General features: G+C 41.2%; 23 protein-coding genes and 1 riboswitch. Of the genes, 2 read left to right on the top strand and 21 right to left on the bottom strand.

Annotation, left to right across the window (positions count from 1 at the left end; all coding sequences use genetic code 11):
- The 17 genes from CSV63_RS09410 to CSV63_RS09330 all read right to left on the bottom strand — a co-directional run bounded on the left by CSV63_RS09410 (position 1) and on the right by CSV63_RS09330 (position 17,011).
- On the bottom strand, positions 1–543 hold the full coding sequence (locus CSV63_RS09410; RefSeq protein ID WP_099636365.1) for a (2Fe-2S)-binding protein: 543 nt from the start codon (positions 541–543) through the stop codon (positions 1–3).
- The gene (locus CSV63_RS09405) at positions 536–1,423 is read right to left on the bottom strand and encodes an FAD binding domain-containing protein (protein WP_099636366.1); all 888 of its coding nucleotides are present in this window, start codon (positions 1,421–1,423) and stop codon (positions 536–538) included. Before CSV63_RS09405 ends, CSV63_RS09410 begins: the two co-directional genes overlap by 8 nt.
- Before the next feature lie 79 nt (positions 1,424–1,502).
- Positions 1,503–2,300, bottom strand: a complete 798-nt coding sequence (gene hcaB / locus CSV63_RS09400; protein ID WP_099636367.1) for a 3-(cis-5,6-dihydroxycyclohexa-1,3-dien-1-yl)propanoate dehydrogenase — start codon at positions 2,298–2,300, stop codon at positions 1,503–1,505.
- A gap of 91 nt (positions 2,301–2,391) precedes the next feature.
- Complete coding sequence (locus tag CSV63_RS09395; protein WP_099636368.1) at positions 2,392–2,895, bottom strand: aromatic-ring-hydroxylating dioxygenase subunit beta; 504 nt, start codon at positions 2,893–2,895, stop codon at positions 2,392–2,394.
- Between the two features lie 12 nt (positions 2,896–2,907).
- Positions 2,908–4,230 (bottom strand): aromatic ring-hydroxylating oxygenase subunit alpha, encoded by a 1,323-nt coding sequence (locus CSV63_RS09390; protein WP_099636369.1) that lies wholly within the window; start codon positions 4,228–4,230, stop codon positions 2,908–2,910.
- A gap of 19 nt (positions 4,231–4,249) precedes the next feature.
- Positions 4,250–5,026 (bottom strand): aspartate dehydrogenase, encoded by a 777-nt coding sequence (gene nadX / locus CSV63_RS09385; protein WP_099636370.1) that lies wholly within the window; start codon positions 5,024–5,026, stop codon positions 4,250–4,252.
- A 12-nt stretch (positions 5,027–5,038) separates the two neighbouring features.
- Positions 5,039–6,496: an aldehyde dehydrogenase family protein gene (locus tag CSV63_RS09380; protein WP_233189551.1), complete on the bottom strand. Its 1,458-nt coding sequence runs from the start codon at positions 6,494–6,496 to the stop codon at positions 5,039–5,041.
- A 29-nt stretch (positions 6,497–6,525) separates the two neighbouring features.
- Complete coding sequence (locus CSV63_RS09375) at positions 6,526–8,217, bottom strand: thiamine pyrophosphate-binding protein (RefSeq protein WP_233189552.1); 1,692 nt, start codon at positions 8,215–8,217, stop codon at positions 6,526–6,528.
- A 17-nt stretch (positions 8,218–8,234) separates the two neighbouring features.
- Positions 8,235–9,026: an SDR family oxidoreductase gene (locus tag CSV63_RS09370; protein WP_085130864.1), complete on the bottom strand. Its 792-nt coding sequence runs from the start codon at positions 9,024–9,026 to the stop codon at positions 8,235–8,237.
- A gap of 25 nt (positions 9,027–9,051) precedes the next feature.
- Positions 9,052–9,966 (bottom strand): VOC family protein, encoded by a 915-nt coding sequence (locus tag CSV63_RS09365; protein WP_099636372.1) that lies wholly within the window; start codon positions 9,964–9,966, stop codon positions 9,052–9,054.
- Between the two features lie 273 nt (positions 9,967–10,239).
- Positions 10,240–11,049, bottom strand: coding sequence for an IclR family transcriptional regulator (locus CSV63_RS09360; protein WP_232319183.1), 810 nt, complete (start codon positions 11,047–11,049; stop codon positions 10,240–10,242).
- Positions 11,050–11,052: 3 nt separating this feature from the next.
- Positions 11,053–11,847 (bottom strand): alpha/beta fold hydrolase, encoded by a 795-nt coding sequence (locus CSV63_RS09355; RefSeq protein ID WP_099695604.1) that lies wholly within the window; start codon positions 11,845–11,847, stop codon positions 11,053–11,055.
- 277 nt (positions 11,848–12,124) lie between these two features.
- Positions 12,125–12,367 carry a ferredoxin gene (locus CSV63_RS09350; protein ID WP_099636374.1) on the bottom strand — a complete coding sequence of 81 codons (243 nt, stop codon included), beginning with the start codon at positions 12,365–12,367 and terminating at the stop codon, positions 12,125–12,127.
- An 81-nt stretch (positions 12,368–12,448) separates the two neighbouring features.
- Positions 12,449–13,318 (bottom strand): 2-oxoacid:ferredoxin oxidoreductase subunit beta, encoded by an 870-nt coding sequence (locus CSV63_RS09345; protein WP_099636375.1) that lies wholly within the window; start codon positions 13,316–13,318, stop codon positions 12,449–12,451.
- The gene (locus CSV63_RS09340) at positions 13,299–15,065 is read right to left on the bottom strand and encodes a 2-oxoacid:acceptor oxidoreductase subunit alpha (RefSeq protein ID WP_099636376.1); all 1,767 of its coding nucleotides are present in this window, start codon (positions 15,063–15,065) and stop codon (positions 13,299–13,301) included. The genes CSV63_RS09345 and CSV63_RS09340 overlap by 20 nt, the downstream gene beginning before the upstream one ends.
- A gap of 155 nt (positions 15,066–15,220) precedes the next feature.
- Positions 15,221–16,216: an NAD(P)/FAD-dependent oxidoreductase gene (locus CSV63_RS09335; RefSeq protein ID WP_099636377.1), complete on the bottom strand. Its 996-nt coding sequence runs from the start codon at positions 16,214–16,216 to the stop codon at positions 15,221–15,223.
- Positions 16,217–16,480: 264 nt separating this feature from the next.
- The gene (locus CSV63_RS09330) at positions 16,481–17,011 is read right to left on the bottom strand and encodes a cupin domain-containing protein (protein WP_085130871.1); all 531 of its coding nucleotides are present in this window, start codon (positions 17,009–17,011) and stop codon (positions 16,481–16,483) included.
- 223 nt (positions 17,012–17,234) lie between these two features.
- On the opposite strand from CSV63_RS09330, the gene CSV63_RS09325 reads away from it, so the two are divergent.
- Complete coding sequence (locus tag CSV63_RS09325; protein ID WP_233189553.1) at positions 17,235–17,729, top strand: response regulator transcription factor; 495 nt, start codon at positions 17,235–17,237, stop codon at positions 17,727–17,729.
- A gap of 140 nt (positions 17,730–17,869) precedes the next feature.
- On the opposite strand, the gene CSV63_RS09320 is transcribed toward CSV63_RS09325, so the two are convergent.
- Entirely contained in the window at positions 17,870–18,823 is a 954-nt protein-coding gene (locus CSV63_RS09320) for a calcium/sodium antiporter (RefSeq protein ID WP_099695603.1), read from the bottom strand.
- A gap of 379 nt (positions 18,824–19,202) precedes the next feature.
- Positions 19,203–19,320, top strand: a riboswitch (TPP riboswitch).
- A 119-nt stretch (positions 19,321–19,439) separates the two neighbouring features.
- Between CSV63_RS09320 and thiC the strand changes: the two genes are divergently transcribed.
- Positions 19,440–21,212, top strand: coding sequence for a phosphomethylpyrimidine synthase ThiC (gene thiC / locus CSV63_RS09315; RefSeq protein ID WP_099695602.1), 1,773 nt, complete (start codon positions 19,440–19,442; stop codon positions 21,210–21,212).
- Positions 21,213–21,617: 405 nt separating this feature from the next.
- On the opposite strand, the gene CSV63_RS09310 is transcribed toward thiC, so the two are convergent.
- From CSV63_RS09310 to CSV63_RS09300, 3 genes are all read right to left on the bottom strand, one after another.
- The gene (locus CSV63_RS09310; protein ID WP_369823826.1) at positions 21,618–22,472 is read right to left on the bottom strand and encodes an aldo/keto reductase; all 855 of its coding nucleotides are present in this window, start codon (positions 22,470–22,472) and stop codon (positions 21,618–21,620) included.
- A 420-nt stretch (positions 22,473–22,892) separates the two neighbouring features.
- Positions 22,893–23,150 (bottom strand): autorepressor SdpR family transcription factor, encoded by a 258-nt coding sequence (locus CSV63_RS09305; RefSeq protein WP_099636381.1) that lies wholly within the window; start codon positions 23,148–23,150, stop codon positions 22,893–22,895.
- Between the two features lie 211 nt (positions 23,151–23,361).
- On the bottom strand, positions 23,362–24,987 hold the full coding sequence (locus tag CSV63_RS09300) for a GMC family oxidoreductase (protein ID WP_099695601.1): 1,626 nt from the start codon (positions 24,985–24,987) through the stop codon (positions 23,362–23,364).
- Positions 24,988–25,032 lie beyond the last annotated feature (45 nt).

Raw genomic sequence — 25,032 nt, 5'->3', positions numbered from 1 at the left:
TTAACTTATTTGAACCGTTTCATTCTGCTTATGATCGGTATGACACACCGGCTCCGTCAATGATTTGGAAGTGCGTTGGCTTTGTACAGTTCGTTGGACTGATTTCACTATGTTCGCATAGCCTGTACATCTGCATAAATTGCCTGATATTGCTTCACGGATTTCTTCTTCTGTCGGATCTTCATTTTCTTTTAGAAAGGAAGTTACAGTCATTAAAAAACCAGGTGTGCAAAAACCACATTGCAATCCGTGACAGTCTTTGAAAGATTGCTGGAGCGTGTTTAGAGTACCATTGTCGTTTTGGAGTGATTCGACCGTTTCGATTTCGTATCCATCCGCTTGAACTGCGAGCATCAAACAAGACCGTACAGATTCTCCATTCAACAGAATTGTGCAGGCACCACATACACCATGTTCACAGCCGACATTCGTACCTGTCAGTTTCAACTCATCCCGGATAAAGTCAGTTAACAACATTCGTGACGCTACCTTTCTTTGGACATCTACACCATTTATCGTCAAAGCAACGATTCTTTTATTCATGCCGTCCAGCTCCTTTCTTCACGCGTTCACCTGCTGTTTTCAAAGCCCTTTGAACAAGAACGCCTACAAGTTCCCTGCGGTACTCGGCTGTTCCATGCAAGTCCGATTCCGGATCTACATTGCCTTCTGTCATTCTCCTAACTTCCGTAAGCAATTCATCCGTCAGTTTTTTACCCATGATGTGATCCTCCACTTCCTCAAGAACAGTCGGAGTCGGATTCACACCGCCAACTGCTATTTGTGCTTTTATAACCGTTTCAGTTTCATCCGTCTCAAGAATGACCGCGGCTTCCGCAAGCGCAAAATCTCCGTGTGTCCTAGCGACTTCAACAAAGGAAAAAGCACTCTTTTTACTCATAATTGGAAATCTGATTTCCTTTATCACTTGATCAGGTTGCATAGAGGTTAACATATACGTCAGGAAAAACTCCTCGGGGCTTAAAACATCTTCACCTTCCAAACTAGCAACAACAATTTCACCGCGGAGTGCAGCTAGGACACATGGTAACTCTGCTGAAGGATCACCATGGGCAATACTACCTCCTATTGTCCCCCTATTCCGGATCTGTGTCGTTCCAACCCACCGAATTGCTTCCCCCAATATAGGGCATAATTCTTTTACGAGTGGTGACGATTCTATATCCTTATGCTTCACCAACGCACCGACAGAAAGATGATCTCCTTCTTCACGAATATAGTTCAACCCTTCTAATCTGCCTATGTCGATTAGATATTTTGGCGTTGAAAGTCTCATATTTAGTACAGGAATCAAACTTTGCCCACCCGACAATATTTTTGCATCATCACCATAATCCGACAACAATTGCAACGTTTCTTCAACACTTTCAGGCCGAATATAATTAAAAACAGCTGGTTTCATATGTCGCCCTCCTCAATTTAAAAATGCAAGATTACAAACTGCCATTACAAGTACAGGTGATGGTAAACGATTCCTTTTTTCAAAAAGTGCTTCCTGGCATCCCTCTCACACCAAGCCCTCCGTCACTCTCTATGATGGTTCCTGTTATCGCCTTAGCGTTATCAGATGCCAATAGGACATAGGCGCCGTTGTGATCACTTGCTTCCTGTGCAATTTGCAGTGGATTTCTACTTGCAATATTTTTCTTTCTCGTTTCCTTATCTATCTGTTTTACGCTATCTTGCAGGCATGGGATCGCAGTGATTTCCGTGACCGTTCCACCAGGTGACACGCCATTTACTCTAATCTCAGGAGCCAACTCATAAGCCAACTCTCGGATAAGCCCTACAATCGCATGCTTACTTGCCGTGTAAATAGGGCCTCCGCCATTCGGATAAAACCCGGAATTGGAAACAGTGAAGATGATATTCCCTTTCGTTTTCTTCAGCTCTTCAGCAGCAGCTTTTGCCGCCAATAAGCCCCCTTTTACATTTATATCGAAAATAGTTGAAAACGCTTCGTCCAGATGCTCTTCTGGCAGTCGCTCCAATGTGACAAAGCCATCGAATACGCCTGCATTGGAAACTAATATATCCAGTTTTCCAAACTTCTCCACCGTTTTTCGGACAACTTCTTGATGGCTTGAATATTTTGTTACGTCGCCTTTCACTGTTAAAATATTGTCTTTAAATTCTTCTTGTAACGCATTCAGCTTCTCTTCTGACCTTCCCAAAATACAAACTTTAGCACCTTGATGTATATACTCTCTTGCGACTGCTTCCCCAATGCCGTTCGTTCCACCTGTCACAATTGCAACTTTTCCATCCAATGATTCCATCACTTTTACACTTCCCCACTATAAAGTTAATCCTTTTTATAACAACTGTAGCTACCCTAATTTTAACGGGTAGCTACATATTGAATGACTATTAAACAAAAATCGCCAAGTTTCTTGTTCCTAAAGACGTCTGATCTGCTAAGAACCAGCGTGATACTAACTTCCAATCACCATTTTCTTTGCGGAGTACGTCTTTACGCTCTCCCGAGATTAAGTCAGCAGTCGTATCTGTACTTCTACTTCTATACAACAGCAAATTACTATGGACAGCCACTTCATTTTCCGACACTTCTTTGATCTTCACATTCGAAACATTCCTTCTTGTACGTGATGGTGGCAATTCAGCCCACGCCATATCTGTTTTCATACGATCGATTCGAAGTTTCAAAGTTGTCGAATCATCGTCGAATAGTAAGGTAGCTTCTGAGTAATCAGGTTTTGACTTTTCCATTTGATTGATTCTTAAAGGCATTGTATAACTGATTTCCTCAGACAACAGTTCATACCAACCATCAAAATTCAATTGATCCAAAAGCTCTGATTCTTTATAAAGCCATTGCTCAATTTCATGTTGCAATATAATATTCTCATGCATCCCATTCACCTCTTATTCAGCCGTTATTTGATCAAGCCAGTTTCTGAAAAATGCTCTGGAGTTCGCTTCATTAAATTTATCTTTATAAACAATACCAGGTCCAACGAAGTCTTCTACTGGCTTTTGATGCATACCCATCGTGTAGTTAAAGACAATGTTCTCCTGTAAATGATATGGACTTTTACTGTTTTGTGTGATATCTGTAAAATTTTCTGTATCGTCTTGTTCGAAAATTCCAGAAGCTCCGAACGTTAGTGTAAAAGCTTGTTCTGATAATCTCTTCCATTCTTCTGTTGCATTTTTTTCAACAAGCATCCATGATGATATCTCCATGGAGTCTGGTCCCGTCGGCTTCCAGATACGAAGGGATGTATGAGAGATTTTCTGGCCTTTTAAATCCATCGAAGAAATGAGAATCATAATATTCGGAGAGACACAAACAATCATATTCTTCATCTGCTTCAAAATGTCGTATTGATCTTCATTGAGTCGTTCTTTATATTCATCAATTAAGCTTTCAGGAAAGGCAAAACCGTCAGGGTTCGGCATGCCTAAATTCAATCCATGCCCGTTCCCCGTATAAATCTGGTAACCATATTTTGAATAGTCCCCTGTCGGAACAAGGCCTAATTTTGCAATCGATCCGTGAGAAACCAATGTATGGTAAGAGTCAGAAATTGTATTGTCTGATCCCAGTTTCCAAGTTCCATCTACATTCCATTTTTGTGGAAGACCTACAACCTCCATTTCTGCACGGTTAAATGCCAGGTCGAGATACCATTTAATATCTCCTAAAAAATCTTCGAGGGAAACAGCTTCGGAATTAAGCGTTGCAAAAATCAAGTCTGCATAGACATCATGACGAATTTCCTTCAAGCCCATTTTACTTTTATCCATCGTTTCACCGTAAACGACTTTCTGGAACGGAATCCCGATCAAGTCACCAGTGTTTTTAAAGTTGAACCCATGGTAAGGACACGTAAAGTTTTTTTGATTTCCGTTATCCATCCGGCAAAGTTTCATACCGCGATGTGTACAAACATTTAGCAACACATGAATTTCACCATCTGCACCATGTGTGACGATGACGCTCTGTCCGCCCATTTCCCGTGTCACAAAATCTCCTATGTTCGGTATTTCCGACTTATGGGCGACAAATAGCCAGTCCTTTAAGAAAATTTTCTCCATCTCAAGCTCATAAACTTTTGGGTGTGAGAAAATATAAGATGGAATCAAGCCTTCTTCTGGCTTAACTGTATCTTTTAAGTATTGAATCAATTCACTTCTTGTCATTTCGTCTAGCCGCGGAACTTGTTTAGTGCTCGTAGTAGTCATACAAACGACCTCCTTATTTTTATAAGCCGATCTTTATAGTAGATTGCAACTTTTTCAATGTACCTAGCACACTTAAAGCGGCTAACATACTCGTGTTAGGGTTCGTACGCATCGGCTCGTTTTCAATTTGAAACGTCATAGACCCAAAAGTACCTTCCGCTTGAATTTGATGATGATTTTTCGTCACTGTCGAATCGGCAATAATTTCAACTTTCGTATTTTCCACTCCGATCCCAGCGAGTGATAATACAATCGAAACATTGATATTTTTAGGGAATTTTTCAATCGCTTCTGCAGCTGATCCTTGGAAAATCACTTTTTCCCCTACGATGTCCTCTCCAAATGAATGCGCCGGTTTCCTCGTTGTTAATGAAACCCTTTTCAATTCTCCTAATCCATTTGCATTTTGGATTGCGTCTATTCCTCCTATTGCACCGGATGGTAAATAAATTGAATGTTTGTGTTTTTTTCCCAAAAATTTAACTTCTTCTAAAAATGCCTCATCAGCTAGTGCTCCGATACTAATGATGATCACTTCTTTTTTCTCAAGCACCTTTGGAACGTGCTGATGAGCCGTTGCTACGTTGGCTGCTTCCACTACGATGTCTATATCGGATTCGAGGAATTGATCGATATCATTGAACAACTGGACTCCATAATCAGCAGCTAGCTGTTCATATTTTTTTAAGTTGCGGACAAATAAGCTCTTCACTTTCAATCCGTCCAACTGCATTTGCTGTATTTCTTTTATGATGAATGTCGCAATGGAACCGGCTCCGATAATACCTATGTTCATTCAGACAACTCCTTATTCGGCAAATCCATATGAATCAGTGAAATGTTCAAAGCCGCCAAATTCTGTCACGCTCGATAGACCACTTTCTTTGATTCCTGGAAAATCGAGGCGTAAATCTTTGAAAATCGTATGATTGTTAAAGAATATGGCGCCAGCTTCGATACGATCAGCCAACCGTTTTGCTGCTTCGATGTCAGTTGTCCAAATGGATGCCCTTAATCCATATTCCGAATCATTCGCATATTTGATTACTTGCTCGGTATCATTGAACGACATCACCGGAATGACAGGACCAAATTGCTCCGCTCTCATGATCTCACTCTCCTGATGCACATTTGTAACGATGGCCGGAAGCATGAAATATCCGTCTTCCCATGTATCCTCGTTTAGTTTTCTACCAAAATAATGCACTTTGGCACCTTCTTTTTCTGCACGGTCAATCAAATCTTTCACGAAACGAAATTGTGATTCATTATTCAATGGGCCCATTTTGACATCCGGTTGGATCCCGTTTCCGACAATTGTTTTGTTAAATTCTTCGCTTAGTTTATCCAACAACTCTTCGTATCGAGTTTCGTGGACATAAATGCGCTTAATGGCAGAACATACTTGCCCAGCACCTTTCAAAACTCCATTTCTTAACTTCAGGATTGTTTCCTTGTTCAAATCGGCATCGGCCAATATAATGGCAGGATCATTACCGCCCAGTTCCATATTCAATTTCTTCAAAGTAGACGAAGACTTTTCCATCAATACTTTTCCTGTATTTGTGCCACCTACAAACGCAATTGTCCGGACCCGTTCGTCCTTCGCGATTCGATCTCCAATAAGACCACCCGAACCTGTCACAACGTTCAATACCCCTGGCGGTAGACAGTCAGCAAGCTCTTTCATGAAGACCATAATTGTCAATGGACAATCTGTCGCAGGTTTGAAAACGACTGTGTTTCCTGTCAAAATAGCCGGTATGACCCGCTTGAACGTTAAGATCATCGGGGAATTCCATGGGGTGATGATTGCCGTCACACCTCTTGGACGTCTCCGAATTTCGACCTGTTGGGCCTGTCCGGACAAATCTCTTGGCTCATACCAGTTTTTCAGGTTTTCCGGCAACTCATTTAAAATCTGTACACATCTTTGAATATCTAACTTGCCTTCTTGCAGAGTTTTACCATTTTCTCTGACAAATAAAGTCGTATATTCATCGACACGGTCTTTCACACGCTCCCATACTTGGTGAACACGCTCAATTCGTTCATCCAATGATGTTTGCGACCATGTTGGATACGCATCTGCAGCTGCCGTAATCGCCCGGTCTACATCTTCTTCGGATGCCAGCCCGATAAAACCGACGACTTCACTTGTGACGGCAGGATTGATGACGTCTTTGTGCCTATTTAACGTTTTCCATTCACCGTTCACTAATATCTTTCCTGAAATTTGCAAAGTTGCTTCCGTTTTATAGACCAATTTGTCTCCCTCATTTCCATTGAACGATCTTATTTTATTCTTTTCGGTTGAAATGACGAAGCGACACCCGGGGGCCCCCCGAATGGTTTAGCCATCGGTCCTACTGCTTCCATATCGACGACAATCAAAGTCATCTTATCTGACCCTGTAGCATTCTCCAATGCTTGGTCAAATGCATCGGCAGAACCTACTCTCGTTGACCCTATCCCCATCGAATGTGCCAGCTGTACAAAATCCGGACTGACCAAATCGACACCGACTTGTCGGCCATATGCTGCGTCTTGAATATTTCGAAGTACACCGTAACCGCTATCGTCAAACACAAGTATGATCATCGAAAGGTTCTCTTGGACTGCTGTTGCAAGTTCACCAATATTGACCATGAAGCCGCCATCACCTGCTAATACGACAACCCGTTTATCAGGGTTTGCTTTTTGTGCGCCGATTCCTGTCGGTAAGGCTTGGCCAATTCCGCCTCCCGAGGCATGAATCGAATGGCGTGGTTTATAAATCTCGAACAGTCGGCTTCCCCAAACATTCGCTGGAACGGTAACGTCCCTTACAAAAATTGTTTCTTCGTCCAGTCTGTTTCTCATACTGTCCAAAATGTTTTCATAAGGTCCTAATGTTTTGCGTAACTTGGCTCTGAGCGTTTCACGCAATTCTTGCACATTTTCACTATATTCACCGCTCGGCATTGTGTAACCGCTTGCTTCTAGTTGAGTGGCAAGACTCTCTACGACCGTTTTAATATCTCCGACTAACCCATACTTCGCTTCATAATTTCGGCTGACCGCCAAATAATCAGCATCAATTGTAATATGGTTTTCCGGTACTTCAACTGACCAGCCGGCAGTTTCATTACTCCGGAAACGTACACCAATACTAATGAGTACATCAGCATCCGCCAAAAATTGCTTTGTTTCTGGAGAAGCCCCAAAATGTCCAATACATTGCGGATGATCTTCCGGAATGATTCCTTTAGCTGATTGGCTCGTAATGACAGGCGCGCCCGTCATTTCCGCCAACTGTCTGATTTGTTCGGAAGCACCTGACAAAATCGCTCCGTTTCCGACCCATAATACTGGTCGCTTCGCTTCTTTCATCGCCTGCACAACCGCTTCAGGTACAATGAATTTTTCTTGTATTGAAGAACTATTTACCAATTCATCGTAAATCGGAGTATCTGGAATAATGGCTGATTGATAATCAATTGGTATTTCAACACTTATTGGACCTGATGGTACTTGAAATGCTTCCTTGATCGCTTTTCGGATAAACCCAGTTGCCTGCTCCGGAACCTTTAGTTGGTAAGCTTTTTTACAAGCTCCCTCCATCATTTGAAGCTGATTTTTACATTCGTGGATATAACCTCTACCTGTCCCAATCTGTTCAGAAGAAACTTCACCGGTTATATGTAATAGGGGGACACCGGCACTCCAGGCTTCCACCAAAGCACCTGCTGCATTTCCTGCGCCTGTGCCTGTACTTGTAATTGCCACGCCTAGCTTGCCAGTCGATCTTGCATGTCCGTCAGCCATATTCACTGCGCCACTCTCTCCACGTGCACAAACTAATTCAATACTTCCTTCACGTAAAATCGCGTCGTAAATCGGCATATTATGAATACTCACAATCCCGTAAGCGGTTTCAACACCCGCATTGACTAATTCCTTTACTATTGCATCCGCTACCGTAAACTGCTTTTGTGTACTTTCCACTCCAAGTCCCCCTTGTCCTATAAAACTTTACTTAACCCACCCGATACTTCTATATTTGCACCTGTGACATAGCTGGCACGTTCCGACGCTAAAAATAAAATGACATTTCCGACTTCTTCAGGTAAACCGACCCGAGCCAGTGGGATTTTTCTATTTTCCGCCAACTCTTTATAATACACTTCCGGATCCACATCTGGTGCTCGTTCCAATCTTCGGCGTTCCCATTGGTCCGTTTTGATCAACCCAAGGCTAATTGTATTGATGAGTATATTATCTCTCGCCAACTCATGCGACAAACTTTTCGTCATATTCAACAATCCCGCTCTCGTTGCGGCAGTTGCAACCATGTGTGGTTCCGGCTCTTTGGAAAGTGTCGCATTCATATTGATAATTCGACCTTCCCCTTGTGCTTTCATGAATGGAACAACTGCTTGGACCGCGTAAATGACTGCAAAATATTTCAGATTGATTTGTTCTTGCCATTGTTCATCCGTAATGTCGAAGAAGTGTGACATAATACTCCGCCCTGCATTATTGACAAGTACGTCAATTCGTTTGAAATGTTCGCCCGTCGCATTAATGAATGCTTCTACGTCTTCACGCTTGGAAACATCACATGTTAGGCCGAATAGATTTTCCCGATTTGAATCGTTTGTCAACTTTTCGACTGCTTGGTTTAAGCGATCTTGGCTCCGTCCGCAAATAGCGACTTTCGCCCCCTCTTCCAGTAGCATCTTCGTTGTTTCAAAACCGATACCCGCCGTGCCGCCCATGACGACAACAACTTTGTCTTTTAAATTTAAATCCATACTACTCAGCCACCCCTTTTTTCCATCACTTCGTATTTACTAAAGCCCAACCGGGATCCGGCTCTCCCGCCATCTTCACTCTAGTTTCTGGCGAAGGCGGTCCTGCAATTCCCCATCTATCCGATAAATGCGGTACTCGCTTCCAAACTTGCGCGCGCCATGTTTTTTTATCTTCAATCACATCTACATAGCATGTGTACTCCATGACAAACCCGCCTGGATCTTGGAAATAACAGAAGATGTTATTGCCTGGTCCGTGTCTTCCCGGTCCCCAAATCTCTTTGTATCCTTTCTTCCGGACATTGCCGATTCCACGCATCACTTCATCCACACCTTCCACTTCATAGGCGATATGGTTGAGCGATGCATGTTCAGCCCGGTTAAACGAAATTTCATGATGATTTTTATCGCACCGCAGGAACACCATCTGATCCTCACTCCAATCTGAAACCATAAAGCCGAGCACTTCAGTGAAGAAATCCGTTGACCGTTGGATATCAGTTGTGTTTAAGACGATATGGTTCAAGTAAAGCGGGTTCGAATCGACTTTTCTTTGCCATGGTTCTGTATGGATGTCTACCCATGTTGAAAGTTCATAGCAACGGTTTTCATAGTCTACGAAACGAAGGCCATAACCGCCCCCCACTTCATCTAGATAGCCCGGCTGTTGGATGATCTTCACGCCTTTCTCTTTCAGAAAGACCGCCGCTTTGTCTACTGCTATTTTGTCCACCATTCCAAATGCAATGTGATGGAGACCTCTTCTTTCTCCTCGTTGCAGATGAAGGATATGATGTTCAGGACTTGAACCGCGGAAATAGACATGATTGTCATCTTGTGAGACAACATCCAATCCCCATACATCCCTATAAAATTCGATTTGTTCTTCCAGGTTAGGTGTTATTAAACTTATGTGGCGTAAATGTGTTATTTCAAGCATTGAGTTTCCCACCTCTCCAATCTTTCTTTACTAAATGACATAGAATAGTATTTTTTTACTCAAGCGGTTTTTTTACAATACCCTTCGTTTTGCATAGGAAACATTGTTTCTAATACTAATATTCACATTATCTTACTTGTGCATTTTTGTCAATACAGTTTTCAGACTTATCAAATATTAACTTAAAATCAGTAACTAGGCACAGCTACAATTTGCTGAAAGACGCAAATGATGTCTATGCCTAGTAGAGTGCGACTTCTTTTGTAATACAGATTAGATAGTCAGAACCATAAATGAGGATATTTCTCTAGCTACTTGACAAACTGCCGGGATAATCTTTTCTTCCATCAGCTCTTCGTCGGCCGCATGTTGTGTAATCGCTATGTTTATGGCAGCAATCACTTTATTGTCTTTCCCAAAGATCGGGCAAGCGACAGACCAAACTCCTGTTTCAAACTCCCCTTTATGGAAGACGTAGCCTTTTTCTTTAATGGATTGTAATTCATCACGCAATTTTTTGACTTCCACTATCGGTGCATCCGGTATCTGCAATACTTGCAGCTTTGACAACAACTCTTCTTTATTTTCTTCGGGTAAATGTGCCAATAGACATTTCCCCATCGCTGTAGCATGGACAGGCAGATGTGATCCGACGTTAATTGTAATCGTAGCGACACTTCTAGCCGGATACCTGGCGATATACACTATGTCATTCCCGTCCAATATCCCCATATGTGAAGACATGCCCGTTTCATCTCTTAACTTCTCCAAATAAGGCGCCGCTAGTTCTGGTAGTTCGAGACTGTTCAAATAAGTGTAGCCTAGTTCAAGTACTTTCGGTCTAAGTCCATAGCGCTTCGTATGACTATCTTGATAAATATAACCACACTCTTCCAATGTATACAAGATGCGATAAGGCGTTGTTCGGCTGACACCTAAATTACTTGCAATTTCCGCCAAGGACAAAGTCTGATTTTCTACACTGAACATCTTTAAAACTTCCAATCCACGTAAAATGGAATTTGAAAGATATTTTTCATTATCACTTTTTTGCTTTTCCAATTTCTTTTTTGTGATCTCCACTATCTATTCCTCTTCTCTTAAAAAATCTAATACATATTTATTGAATACTTCCGGTTTTTCCATGTAACTGAGATGGCCCGCATCCGCTATTGTCTTCAAACGTCCGTCTTTCAGCCTTTCGACAATAATTTTCGACTCGCTGACAGGCGTCACCTGGTCCTCTTCTCCACAAATTACCAGTGTCGAAACCATAACTTTTGAATACTCATCCATTTGATTCAGGTGATATAAACTGTTGGCAACTGATTTATAACCCGCCGGTCGGACTTCAGCCATAATGTTTTGCGCATATTCCAAAATTGCAGAATCTACGTTTGCAGCGAGCAGTGCAGACGTTCTTTGTCTTGCTAATTCTTCCGGTGGAGTATTTTCCACGAGATCATGCCGAGCTTTTCTTTTCTTTATATTTTCTTCTTCATTGAGCCCAGCCGCTCCTCGGGTCGGTGCAGCAATCATCAATTTGGTAACCATTTCAGGAAACCTTATCGCAAAATCGATCGCAATCGCCGCCCCCATCGAATGCCCTAACAAATAGACTTCCTCTAATAGAAGATCATCAAGAAATTTCTTTAAACGATCCGCAAACTGGGAAAAATGTTGTAATTCTGGAACAGGGTCCGCACTTTGACCGTAACCGGGAGCATCCCAAGCAATTACCGTATAATCTTTCTTCAGCCCTTCCAATTGATGAATCCATGACTTCGAGTTATTTCCTAAGCCATGCAATAAGACCAGCGGTGGTCCACTTCCTTCTCTGAGATAATGAATAGGCAGATCCACCAACTCCACTTTCGACATAAAACCCCTCCTCAAGCATTTTTATCGTCTTTTCTATGTTTTATCAATAAAACAAAGTTTTCGATATTAAGATTGATTGTACGTACTTATTCTTCATAAAGTCAAGCGACTCCCAAGTCCAAACTGACTATTACCAAGATACGTTATATTCAAACAACTTCTTAAAATAAACAAAAAAGGAAATAAGAAGCGACCTCTTATTCCCCCTGTCTATAATTAAAATTGAGAATCTACATCGTCATTACATTATAAGAAGGGAGACTTCTATCTTAGGATATTATTTTTCAGCTACACGTAGAAACGGTTCGTCTGCTACTTGTATCGAGTCTGTTGGACATCCCTCACAAGCATCCATAAGATCATCTACTAAATCTTCTCCTATTGGCGTAACACCTGTATTATCGTCGAGAATACTATAGGATAGGCCATCATCATCATAATCAAATATATCGGGGGCAGTAGCTCCACACGCACTGCAAGCGATACAAGTCTCTTGTTCTACTAATGTATACTTCTTCATATTGGGATTCCCCTTTCATCTTCTATTATCAATTGCGCCTCCGCACAATTAGATTTATGTCTTTCAATCTTGTGCAAAAAACTAGATGAACTCGTTTACAAGTTCCCTAAAAAGTTCAGGTTGTAAATCGAGATTCATATGGGCCAAGGGTTGCTCAGCATACCCTTTTACTAACTCTTGATAAGAAGGCTTCTCTTCTTGATAAACAATTCCAGTTACTAGGCTATTATGTTTCATTAAAGTGTTCATGGCCATTTCGCGGTTTGAAGCATCGTATCCATCTATATCACTTAATTTAGACAAATTCTCTTTGAACCAGTCATACGTATTTACTTTATTGTAAGTAACACATGGACTATAGACGTTAATAATAGAAAAACCTTTATGTTGTATTCCTGCTTCTATTGTCGCAGTCAATTCTTTAATATCCGCTGAAAAACATTGCGCCACAAAACTAGCTCCACTTGTAATCGCCATCTCCATTGGAGATAATGCTTTTTCAATTGATCCTTCCGGTGTTGACGATGTGATAAACCCATCCTCTGAACGCGGTGATGTCTGACCTTTTGTCAAGCCGTAAATTTGATTATCCATAACAATATAGGTTATATCCATATTGCGCCGCATCGCATGAATTGTATGTCCAATCCCGATCGCAAAACCATCGCCATCTCCCCCAGCCGCAACGACAGTAAGATCACGATTCCCCATCTTTACTCCTTGAGCAATCGGTAGCGCCCTCCCGTGAATTCCATGTAGACCGTAGGATCTAATATAGCCTGAAATACGACCAGAACAGCCAATTCCAGAGATAACCGCCAGATCTTCTGGAGAAAGATTCAGATTAGCTGCACCACGCTGGATCGCTGCTTGTACAGAGAAATCTCCACAGCCTGGACACCAATTTGGTTTCACACCATTTCTAAAATCTTTAATTGTTGATGTAGACATGTTCTAACAACTCCTTGCCCGCGTCGTAAATATGGTGTGGTTGGAATGGATCACCATCATATTTCAATATGCTTTGAATTTTATTGACATGACCAACATTCATTTTTATAATATTGGCAAGTTGCCCCGTCGCATTGCTTTCTGCAACAAGTACATAATCTGCCCCGTCTATATAAGGCTTAATAGCTGCCGCCGGGAATGGGTGAATGAGTCGAATTTGCAAGTGATTTACGTTCAATCCATCTTCTCTCAGACGGTGAACAGCTTCTTCAATAGCACCACGCGTTGCATTAAATCCAATTAGTAAAAGATCTGTTTTTGTTGTTGGAACATTCACTGTGATTGGATTTGGGAATCGTTCTGTCAAGTTGGATAATTTACGCATTCTCTTATCCATTTGTTGTTTACGATTACTTGCAGTTTCATTTGGTCTACCTGCTTCGTCATGCTCGACACCAGTTACATGATGAATGCCACCTTTCACCCCTGGGATCACACGTGGAGAGACACCATCTCCTGTTACTTCGTAGCGTTTAAAATAATCCTTTTCATCCGTTTGTTCAATGTCACTAGTAATTAACTTACCTCGTCGAATGTGTACTTTATCAAAATCAAAAGTTTCTACGGTTTGTTTTGCTAACGAAAGTTGTAAATCGGTTAATAAAATAACAGGGCACTGGTATTCATCTGCAATATTAAATGCTTCTATCGTATCGTAAAAAGCTTCATCAGCTGTACTTGGCGCAATGACAACCTTCGGGATTTCTCCATGATTCCCATAGATTATCGCCATTAAATCCGACTGTTCTTGCTTTGTTGGTAATCCTGTAGATGGCCCACCACGCTGTGTATCAACAACCACAAGAGGGGTTTCCGTCATGCCGGAAAGGCCAATCGCTTCCATCATTAAGGATAATCCAGGACCAGATGATGCAGTGAAAGAACGAGCACCCGCATAGTTAGAACCGATTGCCATCGTCACAGCAGCAATTTCATCTTCTGTTTGAATGACTGTTCCACCCACTCTTGGTAACTTTTTAATTAAATACTCCATAATGTCTGAGGCTGGTGTAATTGGGTAAGCAGGCATAAAACGAACCCCTGCTGTCAAAGCCCCAAGCGCAATCGCATCATTACCAATCAGAAACATCCGTTTATGAGTATTTTCAGCCTTTGCAAGATATAAAGTTGAGGCTTTTTCTCCAAGGCTTTTTTGCATATACATATACCCTTCTTGGATAGCCTTCATATTTTTCTGAACCATATCTCCGCCTTTTCTATTAAATATCTCTTCGATAACAACAGAGAAATCCTCAACCTCCAAATTCATAACGGCACAAGTAGCACCGATCGCTACCATATTTTTCATCAAAGAAGTGCCGAGGTCGGAAGCGATATCAGTAAATGGAACAGGATATATTTCAGCCTTCGAGTCTTCCGGCTTCACTGGTTTAAATTTCGTATCAGCAATGATAACACCTTTTTCATGTAATTCATGATAGTTTAGATCAATCGTTTCTTGATCGAATGCAAGAAGTATGTCTAAATTATCGGCAACTGCCTGGACTTTTTCAGTACTAACGCGAATTTTATTGTTCGTATGACCACCTTTAATTCTAGATGAAAAGTGGCGATATCCATATAAATAAAAACCGAGCCGGTTCAGAGTTTTGGAGAAAATCTCACCCGTACTTTCAATTCCTTCCCCTTGCTGTCCTCCCACTTTCCACGAAAGATCTGTTTTCATGAAATCTGCCCCTTTTAGCACGGTTACTGTTAAAATCATATAAGTTAACATTCAACCGCTGATTTTTGTCGATAAAATTACGATAGATAGCAATTCGGACAGTAAGCCGATAGTTATAGCCAAAATAACTTCAACATATATATTATCGTAAAACTTTATGCAAAGATTGCCGTACTATGTTTCGGTTGTAAACGTACATTCGGGTCAATGTACTGCTTTGCATTACTAACTGCGACCGGTGCCTCACCGAATCCGGTGGCAATCAGTTTTACTTTCCCTTCATACGTTGCAATGTCACCCACAGCATAAATGCCAGGAATGTTCGTTTCCATTTTATTGTTAACGATTATGCAATTTTTCTCAATCTCCAATCCCCAATCTTTAATTGGACCGAGCGCGGAAACGAATCCATAGTTGACGATAAAGTCATCGACATCAATCACTTCACAGTTTTCAGTTTTAGGCTCTTCGATGACGATTTGTTTAATACCACCTTCATCTCCGATCAGTTCAGACGGAACATAAGGGGTTTTGATTTCCACACTGGATTTTTTCAAATTTTCCACGCTATGTTCGTGAGCGCGGAATTTATCGCGTCGATGGATGATGGTAACTTTTTTCGCAATCGGTTCGAGCATCAATGCCCAGTCGACCGCCGAGTCTCCCCCGCCACATACTGCCACTTCTTTATCCGTAAACCTATTTAAGTTGTCAATGAAATAATGAAGGTTTTTCCCTTCGAATTGCTCCGCGCCTTCAATCCCTAAGCGACGAGCTGCAAATGCTCCGTTCCCTGCCGTAATAATGATCGTCTTTGAAAAATGAATTTCTTGATTCGTTTGGAGTTTAAAAATCCCGTCTTCTTGACTTTCCACCGTTTGTACAGCTTGCTCCAAGCAGATTGTCGTTGGGAACATATTCACTTGTTCCTTTAAATTATCGATCAATTCTTGGGCACGGACTTTCGGCAATCCAGCAATATCGTAAATATACTTTTCCGGATAGAGTACTGACAACTGGCCACCTAACTGAGGTAAACTTTCTATAATCTTCACACTAGCTTCCCGCATTCCTCCATAGAATGCAGTAAACAACCCAGCAGGGCCACCTCCAATTATTGTAATGTCGTATACTTTCTCATCGATTTTCATTTTAAATTCCTCACTTTCCTTCGATTGATGTCGATGCACCTCTACCGTTAAGTAAAATATGAAACTATGTAATCAATTACGCCGAGGCGTAATTGCATCCAGATTAAGAACGCAAGTCATCTAGAGTTTGGATGACCTGCTAAACTGGATAATTAAAGCGCTATCATTTTGTCACTTTTAGAGATGAAAGTCTTCTATGGTAGACGCCTCTACATTCTGTGCAAAAATATTTTTTGATTGAAGATCAGTTGATCCATCGATAAATTAGCGGTCTGCCTGCGCAACAATCGCTTCTCTTTCTTTCGCACGCTCAATGCGAATCTTTTCAAGTTCGCTGCCTTCTGGATAAGTCGGTAGTTGTGGTTTTGCCGCACCTAGCATAACAAGCATCATCGCATCTTCTTTTCCATCGTTGCGGATACCACGCTGAATGCCGGGTGGTACGCTGACACAGTCGCGCTTATTCATTTTTATCTCATACTCTTTTCCTTCATACTCCAAAAGGACCGTCATTTCACCTTCCAAAATGAAGAACACTTCTTCTACGTCTGAGTGTAAGTGCAATGGACCAATTGAACCAGCTGGTAAAACCATCGTGCTTAATGTGAAGTTGTTTGCTTCAATTACATTTGAATCTTTGTTTGCTGTTGCACCACGTCCAATATAGCGCATTTGTGCACGGCGATATCTCGGATCTAATTCTTCTTGGAACTTTAAAACGTTCCAGTCCAACTTTCTATCTCCCAATCTCGCAATATATTTCTTTTCAAAATCCTCTACTGTTGTGAACTCCATGTTTTCTTCCTCCCTATTTTAGACCTCTTGACGAAAACGCTTATTCAAAGAAGTCTTCTGTTTTATATAGAAAACAATGTTTCTATATGGTCATATCATACTTCTAAATAAATTCATTGTCAACACAAAATTTCAAATCTTCTAATAATTAACTTGGTGATTAATGAGATGCTATGAAAAGATCGAACATTATCCGAAGATTGTGTGACGGCATTTGTGGCTGGTGAATCCGTTTGAAACCGCAGTTATTCACTTGGATGGAGGATGTACATCTCGTGCTGCTCGATCCGATAAATCAGATGTGGTGAAAGGACTCGACCAAGGTGCGGATGATTATATTACGAAACCATTTGACGAACGCGAACTCACAGCAAGAGTACGTGTGGCATTACGACGTACAGAGGAAGAAAATCAACCAAAGACTATTCAAGAAGGCCCATTTCCTCTTGACTTGGAATCCTATTCCATCCTATATGACACGCATGAAGTACGTCTAACGTTAAAGAAATTCTATATCATAGAAGCGATGATGAACCGGCCAAATCGAACGTTCACACGGGAAGACTTGCTTCAAGTAGCTTGGGAATACGACACGTTTACAGAAGTCCGGACAGTCGATTCTCATATTCGAAATCTACGGGATAAGTTGAGGAAATCCAATTTTCCTATCGAAGAGATTTTGTTGACGGTTTGGGGGATCGGCTATAAGTGGAGATAACGAGAGCTTTTCAATTTATAGTTATCGATCATAACTTTTATGCTGCATATCGCGCAATAAAGATAGAAAAGGCTACTTCCACGAATGGAGAGTAGCCTTTTGTTATTGATCTGTGCCGAGGATAGACCGAGGTGTTTTTCTTAATTACGTAAAATAACATACACTAGATACACGACGTATGTTACAGCTAGCATCAAACCTTCACGCTTACCAATTTTGAAGCCTGTTCTAGCAAATAGCAACAATACTAAGGTCAATACAAGCATAATGACAACGTCACTAAATACTTTATCATTCACCGCGATCGGCGTAATGACAGAGGAAGCCCCGAGAACGAATAGTATATTGAAGATATTGCTTCCGACGATGTTCCCCAAAGCGATTTCACTTTCTTTTTTCAAAGCCGCTGAAATCGACGTAACCAATTCAGGTAGAGATGTACCGATAGCGATGATGGTAAGGCCGACCAATGCTTCACTCATACCAAGAGAATAAGCGATCTTCGTAGCATGATCGACGACCAAATCTCCTCCGAAAATAATCGCTGCGAGCCCGACCAAGGTAATTAGTATATTCTTTCCCCATTTCACATTCTCAGTAGCTTGTGTAAATGTGGAATTTTGACGACTTCGAAGGCCGAGTTCAATCACATAGTACATAAAGATCGAGAGGAATAGCAGGAAAATGATTCCATCGCCGCGCGTAAGGATATTGCTACTGAAGCCTTGCAGTGCCATATCACTCATCAACACCAACATGACAATACCTGCCAGTAAAGTGAACGGAATTTCTTTCCGAATGGTTTCGCTCTGTACTTTCAATGGAAATAGGAATGCTGCTATTCCGACCACGATGGTGATGTTGAAAATATTACTTCCCACTACGTTCCCCACTGCGACGTCTGCATTTCCACCCATCGCCGCAATAATACTGACCGTCGCTTCTGGTGAGCTAGTTCCGAGCGCTACAATGGTTAGCCCGATCAAAATAGGGGGAATTTGCAGTAGCCTTGCAATATTTGAAGAGCCATCTACGAAATAATCGGCTCCTTTTATTAATAATATAAATCCAATGATTAATAAAATATAGGACATTTAGTGATTACCTCCTCCAAGGGAATGAAATTTCTAGTCGATAAAATATTTTGTCCAATTACTGCACATATGATGCGACTGGTTACATTCACAATGACCCATAACACGTTAGGAATTTGATTTTATATACCCATAGGTTTCATTGTTCTCAATCGCTAATATTTTATACGACGTTAGCTCCACTACAACGATCTTTCCTTCTTTGTTTATTCACTTTTGATTATCTCACGTCATCACTGCTAATGCATCCTTCAAGTCATACAAAGATATTCATTTCTCATTAGCATCTACTTTTTTGAGTGTTATGGAAATCAAAAGTATACTCACTCTTTAAAAACAGCTAATTGTATGGTAGACTATTCCTGTTCACACAATTAAATACTATAACTAGGGGTGTCCAACGTTATTGGACTGAGATGGAATGATAGTACACGCATTCCGGACTCTTTGGACCTGATCTGGCTCGTACCAGCGTAGGGAAGTTTTCATTTTATCAGCGACGCGTATTTTTGCGTTTTGAAGACCAGGTCCTATCTACGGAACTGGTCTTTTTTGTTGCCGATTCCCTTTACTTGAATCGAGTCATGGTCAAACCTCAAAAGGAGACGATGACAAAATGCAAGAGAAGAAAGAAGAAATTCAAATTCAGGAATGTTTTCCCGCAAGTCGAAAGATTTATGTACGTGGTAGTCGTCCAGACATACTCGTACCGATGCGCGAAATTGAGCTATCACCGACTGTAACTGACCAAGGTGAAATTCCGAATGAACCTTTTCGTGTTTACGATACAAGCGGTAAATACACGGAAGCTGGTTATACAGTTGATATTAAAAAAGGACTTCCGAATATCAAGAAGAACTGGATAGTAGAACGAAATGACGTGGAAGAATATGAAGGCAGACAAGTGAAGCCGCGGGATAACGGGTATCGTTCCATGGAACAAATGCAAAACGACACAGAATTTCCATTGTTGAAACGCAAACCATTACGAGCAAAAAGTGGCATGAATGTTACACAAATGCATTATGCGCGCAAAGGAATCATTACACCTGAGATGGAGTTCATTGCGATTCGTGAAAATGTAACGCCTGAACTTGTACGGTACGAAGTTGCGCGAGGCCGAGCGATTATCCCGTCGAATATTAACCACCCAGAAGCGGAACCGATGATTATCGGCAGTAAATTCCATGTCAAAATTAATGCGAATATCGGTAATTCTGCTGTCTCCTCATCCATTGCTGAAGAAGTGGAAAAGATGACCTGGGCTACACGTTGGGGTGCAGATAATATCATGGATTTATCCACTGGAAAGAACATTCACACAACGCGTGAATGGATTATCCGCAACTCGCCTGTCCCAGTGGGAACGGTTCCGTTATATCAAGCGTTGGAAAAAGTTAACGGCAAAGTGGAGGATCTCTCATGGGAAGTATTCCGTGACACGTTGATTGAACAGGCAGAGCAAGGTGTCAGTTATTTTACCATTCATGCGGGTGTTCTACTTCGTTATATTCCCATGACGATTAATCGTGTGACGGGCATTGTCTCACGAGGTGGCTCTATTATGGCCCAGTGGTGTATGTTGCATCATACAGAAAGTTTCCTGTACACACACTTTGAAGATATATGTGAAATTATGAAACAATACGATATTGCTTTTTCATTAGGAGATGGATTACGTCCAGGCTCTATCGCGGATGCCAATGACGAGGCCCAATTCGCTGAACTTGAAACACTTGGAGAACTAACGAAAATTGCTTGGTCCCATGATGTACAAGTCATGGTAGAAGGTCCTGGACATGTGCCAATGCATTTAATCAAGGAAAACATGGATAAGCAAATGGAGATTTGTCAAGAAGCTCCTTTCTATACACTTGGTCCTTTGACGACAGATATTGCGCCTGCCTATGACCACATCACTTCTGCTATTGGTGCGGCTATGATCGGTTGGTTCGGAACCGCGATGTTATGTTATGTAACGCCTAAAGAGCATCTCGGTCTCCCGAATAAAGAGGATGTGCGTGAAGGCGTCATCACGTATAAAATTGCAGCACATGCAGCTGATTTGGCAAAAGGTCATCCCGAAGCATACAAACGGGACGATGCATTATCAAAAGCCCGTTTTGAATTCCGTTGGAGAGATCAATTTAATTTAAGTTTAGATCCCGAACGCGCGATGGAATATCATGATGAAACATTGCCGGCCGAAGGAGCAAAGATCGCCCACTTCTGTTCGATGTGTGGGCCGAAGTTTTGCAGTATGCGAATTTCACACGACATTAGAAAATATGCGGATGAAAACAGTTTAGAAGAGAAGCTTGCAATGGAAAATGGCATGAAAGAGAAAGCTAAAGAATTCAAAAAATCCGGTGCTGAAATCTATCTTTAATAAGGAGTGAATGGAGTAATGACAACTGAACAGTTAATTCAGCAGATTACTGTAAAACATCGAAACCTACATCAATTAGAAGAACAATTGGCACTCTTGCAAGCACAGTGTATACACGAATATACCGAAACCTTCACTTATAGGAAATGCTCGAAATGCTTGAAAGTAGAAAGTGTTCATTATTAATAGACGTTCTGCCATTCAAAAAGAGCCATTGTGCTCTTTTTGTTTTCTAGAAAAATCGTTCGTACCATAAAAACAACAAAACCCACCTCGCCACTTTATAATGTGGATCGAGGTGGGTCATTTTTTTTGACGAGACTTAAATTGCTTTCTTTAGAAATTCAAAGTCTGGAACGCTGATTATATAATTGAAGGTATGCGGATTATTGAACTTATAAATAATTAATCGAATTCTTCATAATCATTCGGATGTTGCCCTTCTACTCTCCCCGCTTCGCCTTTATCCAAAGAGTCAATAAGTCTAATATCTTCTTTAGTCAATTCAAAATCGAATACATCAAGATTTGCTTTTTGATGGTCATAAGAAGATGATTTCACGACTGTTAAGACTTCATTCTGTAAGTTCCAGCGAATAATAATTTGCGCAGGTTCTTTATTGTACTTTTTGGCGATCGAAACAATCGTTTCATTTTCTAACACGTCGTTTAATTCGCGCCCTAAAGGACTCCATGCCTCCGTTACAATGCCGCGGCTTTTATTGTATTCCACTAGTTCGTTATTAGTAAAATACGGATGGCGTTCAATTTGATTGGTAGCCGGCGTTACACCAGTTGTGTCAATGATACGCTCCAGATGTTCTGGTAAGAAATTAGATACACCTATTGTCTTAATCAGTCCGAACTTCTGCGCATCGACTAACGCTTGCCACGCTTCTACGTATCGATCTTGTTTTGGAAGTGGCCAATGAATCAAGTACTTATCAAAGTAGTCGATTCCGATACGATACAGTGACTCTTGAATCATCAGAATCGCTCGTTCGTAATCATGTGAAGCACCAGGAAGTTTGGAACTGATCATCAATTCTTCTCTAGGTACAGATGAACGCCGAATAGCTTCCCCTACCATTCCTTCATTATTATAATTCGTTGATGTGTCAATCAGTCTGTATCCCGCTTCGATCGCTGTTAACGTACTGACCACACCTTGCGCACCTTTTACCTTCACGGTTCCGAAACCAATTGAAGGAAGGCTCGTTCCATCATTCAATCGCATCGATTGTACATTCATTTGATCCATTTTTATCTTACTCCTTTTTAAAAATACACTCTTATAGTGGTAGAAACATGATTTCATCGGACATGTCTACTAGCCTTCTCATCCATGTAATTTCCCTTGCTAAAAGTTAACTAAACATTCTTTTCTGTTTGGAATGTAAAAAGCACCCGTGTCTGCAATGAACATGAATGGTTGAACATCCACATTCGTTACTGGCTCAAGTGCACTTTTTATTTTTCCTTAAACAACCGATATAGCATAAAACAGAATAACAAACAAAATATACTTTCGTTTGTTCATGAAATATATAGAGAATGAAAGTAACGTCACTAGAGTTTTAATACCTTCCTCACGCTTCTCTATCTTCTATCTATAGCTCATAACTTAAGTACAAAGCTATGTATTCATTCGTTCAAGGGAAAGCGATCCCTCACAACATACTTATTTATTCAATTTTATCATCCATACGAGCAAATCTTGCAGAACCGTTGTGTGGAGAGTGTAGTAAATATATTGACCTTTTTTCTCTGAACTGACAAGACCCGCGTTACGCAGGATGTTTAAATGGTTGGAAATGCTCGGCTTACTCATCTCGAATTCTTCATGTATTTCACTAGCAGTTAAAGAACCTTTTTCACTGAGTAGCGTTAGTATTTGTCTTCTTGTTTCATCATTTAGGGCTTTAAAAACTTCATTCAAATCGGGCCTCTCCTTTCACTTAAAGTATTTAGTCTTTTGTCTAATTAGATATTTATCTAATTATATACTATTTGAAGTGATTAAAAAAGCACCTGTTTTGAAAACAACTATGAATGGTTAAACACTCATGTTTGTTTTCACAAAGGCACTTCTTATTGAAATATTCACTTCACGTTTAACGTTTGATGGTCTCATGTGCACTATTAATTTGTCATGGTATTTCACCGGAATTCATACGATCCTGTCTCACTAAGTGTTCAGCAATGTTTGCCCCAATAAAGAAAGCTGGCGCCGACGTATTGCCATCCGAAACAAACGGTGCAATGGAATCATCCGCAACGATCAAATCTTTTACACCGTATACTTCACCGGCAGCATTCACCACACCATTTTCTTCATTTGGTGCCATTCGTAGCGTGCCTTGTATATGATGTGTTGGACCTACGTTTTCCTGAATGAACTTTTCCAGTTTGTTTTCGTCATGAATGGTTTCCAGTGATGGTGTAACGAGTTGATAGTGCGAATCTATTTTTGATAGTTCTGTTGCAATATTTTTAATGTAAACTCTGTAAATGTTTTTTATAGTTTCTAGGTCGGAGCGTTTATTCAAAAAGTCCGCATCGGCAAGTACAATCTTTAATGGATCCCCATTTTGGATTTTGACAGATCCTTGGCTCTTTGGTTCCAATAAAATAATGACGATGCTTAACATTCCACCAGTACCGATTTGACCAATTAGCTGCACCCCACGACGGTTGGGGTCTGCACCGGGTGTTGGATCTGGTAAGAAGGCTCCACCCGTGTACAGCGCAAAGGGATCAGCGTCCGGAAGTGCTTTGTCATTAGAATTTGTTGTAAAGGTGGTCGTGTTAACTGGATGGGTAGTCATGTTCTTTCCAACATTCGCGTTATGATGAACGACGGGAATACCGGCTTTATTCAGTGTATCGGACGGACCGATTCCAGAAAGCATTAATAGTTGAGGACTATTTATTCCTGCCGATACAATGACTTTTTTACGAGCATATGCGTAATAACAGTTTCCTTCCTTAAGAAATTCAACACCTATTGCCCGCCTTTCATTATCAAAAATCACACGCTGAACCGTTGAATTAACAGATACTAATAATCTTCTTCCATTTACTCCTTCACCGTTTTCATTCACTGCATCCGATGAAAGAAACGCTGTATCCGCGCTTTCTCGTTGACCATAGGGGGTCTGGTAAAGCTGCCACCTCGTAAAAGGGCCAAGTGGTGTGTTGGGATCGTTATAATCTAAAATTCTTGCGAAACCAGTGGCTCTTTCCATCGCTGTAACTAATTTTTCAGCCATGGCGGTTGGATTAGCAGGAGCCTGCCTGATATCCAACTGCCCGTTATATCCTCTCGCATTCGGATTTTGGGTTTGGCCATTGTAATTTTCTAATTTTGCAAATTGATAGGTCTGCTGTTCAGGTGACCAAAGTGGACCTAGAAGGTTTTCCCACTGTTTCATATTCGCCTGTGATGGCCTTACATATTGGTTATTGTTAATGGAGGATCCGCCACCCAATGTTCGCCCTCCCGTCCAATCAAATGACCTGCCTTTCACGTTTTTCTGTGGGACACTCTTTCCTTGCCAGAAGTATTGCGGGAAAAAGTCATCAGTGAGAATAAATGGCGGCGCAAACAACGAATCTCTAATCGGCTGCTCTTGACTGTTATTATCTCCCGCCTCTAAAACTAGCACGGAATTTTGTTTAGTATCCGTTAGTTTTCTGGCAATAGTAGCACCCGCCGGACCCGTTCCAACTACGATATAGTCAAACGTTGATTGATTATTGGCGTCTCTATTCATTTCAATCCCCCTAATTGATTTTCATGCAGTATATCTTATGGCATG

The sequence above is a fragment of the Sporosarcina sp. P34 genome (genome assembly GCF_002743375.1).
GTDB lineage: Bacteria > Bacillota > Bacilli > Bacillales_A > Planococcaceae > Sporosarcina.
This window is presented reverse-complemented; position numbering and strand designations above follow the sequence as displayed.

What these genes read in the sequence shown, in the direction of transcription:
- CSV63_RS09330 (WP_085130871.1), bottom strand. Translation starts at nt 17,011, where the DNA reads ATGGAGTTCACAACAGTAGAGGATTTTGAAAAGAAATATATTGCGAGA.
- CSV63_RS09365 (WP_099636372.1), bottom strand. Translation starts at nt 9,966, where the DNA reads ATGCTTGAAATAACACATTTACGCCACATAAGTTTAATAACACCTAAC.
- CSV63_RS09355 (WP_099695604.1), bottom strand. Translation starts at nt 11,847, where the DNA reads ATGTCGAAAGTGGAGTTGGTGGATCTGCCTATTCATTATCTCAGAGAA.
- CSV63_RS09345 (WP_099636375.1), bottom strand. Translation starts at nt 13,318, where the DNA reads ATGTCTACATCAACAATTAAAGATTTTAGAAATGGTGTGAAACCAAAT.
- thiC (WP_099695602.1), top strand. Translation starts at nt 19,440, where the DNA reads ATGCAAGAGAAGAAAGAAGAAATTCAAATTCAGGAATGTTTTCCCGCA.
- hcaB (WP_099636367.1), bottom strand. Translation starts at nt 2,300, where the DNA reads ATGGAATCATTGGATGGAAAAGTTGCAATTGTGACAGGTGGAACGAAC.
- CSV63_RS09405 (WP_099636366.1), bottom strand. Translation starts at nt 1,423, where the DNA reads ATGAAACCAGCTGTTTTTAATTATATTCGGCCTGAAAGTGTTGAAGAA.
- CSV63_RS09370 (WP_085130864.1), bottom strand. Translation starts at nt 9,026, where the DNA reads ATGGATTTAAATTTAAAAGACAAAGTTGTTGTCGTCATGGGCGGCACG.
- CSV63_RS09410 (WP_099636365.1), bottom strand. Translation starts at nt 543, where the DNA reads ATGAATAAAAGAATCGTTGCTTTGACGATAAATGGTGTAGATGTCCAA.
- CSV63_RS09300 (WP_099695601.1), bottom strand. Translation starts at nt 24,987, where the DNA reads ATGAATAGAGACGCCAATAATCAATCAACGTTTGACTATATCGTAGTT.
- nadX (WP_099636370.1), bottom strand. Translation starts at nt 5,026, where the DNA reads ATGAACATAGGTATTATCGGAGCCGGTTCCATTGCGACATTCATCATA.
- CSV63_RS09390 (WP_099636369.1), bottom strand. Translation starts at nt 4,230, where the DNA reads ATGACTACTACGAGCACTAAACAAGTTCCGCGGCTAGACGAAATGACA.
- CSV63_RS09395 (WP_099636368.1), bottom strand. Translation starts at nt 2,895, where the DNA reads ATGCATGAGAATATTATATTGCAACATGAAATTGAGCAATGGCTTTAT.
- CSV63_RS09310 (WP_369823826.1), bottom strand. Translation starts at nt 22,472, where the DNA reads ATGGATCAAATGAATGTACAATCGATGCGATTGAATGATGGAACGAGC.
- CSV63_RS09340 (WP_099636376.1), bottom strand. Translation starts at nt 15,065, where the DNA reads ATGAAAACAGATCTTTCGTGGAAAGTGGGAGGACAGCAAGGGGAAGGA.
- CSV63_RS09350 (WP_099636374.1), bottom strand. Translation starts at nt 12,367, where the DNA reads ATGAAGAAGTATACATTAGTAGAACAAGAGACTTGTATCGCTTGCAGT.
- CSV63_RS09320 (WP_099695603.1), bottom strand. Translation starts at nt 18,823, where the DNA reads ATGTCCTATATTTTATTAATCATTGGATTTATATTATTAATAAAAGGA.
- CSV63_RS09335 (WP_099636377.1), bottom strand. Translation starts at nt 16,216, where the DNA reads ATGAAAATCGATGAGAAAGTATACGACATTACAATAATTGGAGGTGGC.